Annotated in this window: 2 protein-coding genes; one reads left to right on the plus strand and one right to left on the minus strand. The window is 72.2% G+C overall.

Going from position 1 to position 2,078, the window contains the following annotated elements; all coding sequences use genetic code 11:
• Window positions 1–103 precede the first annotated feature (103 nt).
• A complete protein-coding gene (locus AB0C29_RS45415) occupies window positions 104–418 on the minus strand; it encodes a hypothetical protein (RefSeq protein WP_360834161.1) in 315 nt (104 codons plus the stop codon).
• A gap of 192 nt (window positions 419–610) precedes the next feature.
• Here AB0C29_RS45415 and AB0C29_RS45420 point away from each other — a divergent pair.
• The coding region (locus tag AB0C29_RS45420) for an HAD-IC family P-type ATPase (protein ID WP_360834163.1) at window positions 611–2,078 on the plus strand (1,468 nt) is incomplete at its 3' end.

A 2,078-nucleotide genomic window follows, 5' to 3' on the forward strand; every position in this document is an offset into this window, starting at 1 on the left:
GCCGGCGCCGGCGCCTGGCGCGGCACGCCGGTCGCCCGGGAGACCTCGCGTGTCTGAGAACCGGCGTCGCTGAGAACCGGCGTCTCGGAGAATCCGGTCCGGGCTAAGGCAACCAGATCACGACACAGCTGCCGGACCGGCGCCCGGCTGTGACCACTGAAGGTCCGATGCGTGGCGCCGCGGTCCGCTCAGGGCCCGGGTTGCCGACCGGCGCTCCCGGCTGTGGTGTTGCGCAGCCGGGAGCGACATGCTGCCGGGGCGGATCGTCGACGGGATGCATCACCACCGACAACGGCCGGTGCTGCTCGCGGGCTGCGGCCTGCTTCTCCAAGCGGTACAGCTGGAACACGCTCGCCGACACGAACAGCACAGCGGCCAGGACGACGAGGACGGTCCGGGAGATCGTGGCCTGCCGCATGTCTTCCTCCTCGCCCCGTGAGGATGCCGGGTGGCATTACACGCCACGTCATCTGCCACGGGTGAACAGCAGCCGGCGTGCTCACCGCGGACCGAAACCATCCACCCGGGGTGAGGGGTCGCCGGCCCCCGGACGTGACCGTTGACCGGTACGCCGGGCGGGACCGGCCCGCACGCACCCAGGGGGCGCACGATGACCGAAGTGACCAGCACGATCGACGAGCACCGGTCCGGTACCGCCGACCCACCTCCCTGGTACGCCCGCACACAGGCTGAGGCGGTCACGGTCCTCGGCACGGATGCCGAGCGCGGGCTGGACGGCGCGGCGGCGGCCGACCGGCTGCACCGGCTCGGCCCCAACCGCATCGCCGAGGAGAAGCCGCCGTCCACCTGGGCGGTGGCGCTGCAGCAGCTGCGCGATCCGATGAACATCATGCTGGTGATCGTGGTGGCCGCCGGGATCGTCATCGGCGAGTTCTCGACGGCGCTCATCGTCGCGCTGCTCGTGCTGCTCAACGTGGTGCTCGGCGCCCGCCAGGAGCTCGCCGCCCGGGCCAGCGTGGACGCGCTGGCCAAGATGCAGGTGCCCGCGGCCCGGACGGTACGCGACGGTGAGGTGGTGGAGGTGCCGGCCGTGGAGCTGGTGCCCGGCGACATCGTGCGGCTGGAGGCCGGTGACCTCGTCCCGGCCGACGGGCGGGTCCTGCGCTCGGCGACCTTGGAGGCCCAGGAGGCGGCGCTGACCGGGGAGAGCGCGCCGGTCGCCAAGGACGCGCAGGTGCTGCCGCCGGGCGAGGTGGCGCTGGGCGACCGGTCCAACATGCTGTTCCAGAACACGTCGGTGACCCGCGGTACGGCGTCGATGGTGGTCACGGCGACCGGCATGCAGACCGAGATGGGCCGGATCGCCGGCATGCTCACCGAGGTCCGGCGGACCCGGTCGCCGCTGCAGCGGGAGCTCGACTCGCTCACCAAGGTGCTCGGGATCGTCGCCTGGACCGCGGTCGCGTTCATCGTCGTGGTGGGGTGGCTGCGCGGCCTGGCCCTCGATCAGTTGCTGCTGCTCGGCACCGCGATGGCGATCTCCGCCATCCCGACCGGTCTGCCGGCCTTCGTCGCGGGACTGCTCTCCTACGGTGCGAAGAACCTCGCCGCGGCCCGGGCCATCGTCAAGAACCTCACCGATGTGGAGACGCTCGGCGCCACGAGCGCCATCAACACCGACAAGACCGGCACGCTGACCATGAACGAGATGATGGTCTCGACGCTTTACACCGGGGGCGCCTGGTTCTCCGTGGCGGGCGAGGGCTATCGCAAGTCCGGCGCGATCACGTCGGCGGCCGGCACGCCCGTGCCCGACTTCACCCGGCTGGGCCTGGGGCTGGCGCTCGACAGCGACGCCACGGTCACCGACGACGGGGTGGTGGTCGGTGACCCCACCGAGGCGGCGCTGGTCGTGCTGGCCGCCAAGCTGGGCATCGACGCCGCGGAGACGAGGCGGGCGTACCCGCGCCTGGCCGAGGTGCCGTTCGACTCCGACTACAAGTTCATGGCGACCTTCCACCGCTACCCGGCGGACGGCGGGGAGCAGATCATCGAGCTGGTCAAGGGCGCGCCGGACGTGGTGCTGGCCCGGTGCGACCGGGCCGGCGGCCCGCTGC

It is taken from the genome of Actinoplanes sp. NPDC048791 (assembly GCF_040650095.1).
Lineage (GTDB): Bacteria > Actinomycetota > Actinomycetes > Mycobacteriales > Micromonosporaceae > Actinoplanes.

Excerpts from the sequence above, each read along its gene's own strand:
- AB0C29_RS45415 (WP_360834161.1), bottom strand. The coding sequence starts at position 418 with ATGCGGCAGGCCACGATCTCCCGGACCGTCCTCGTCGTCCTGGCCGCT.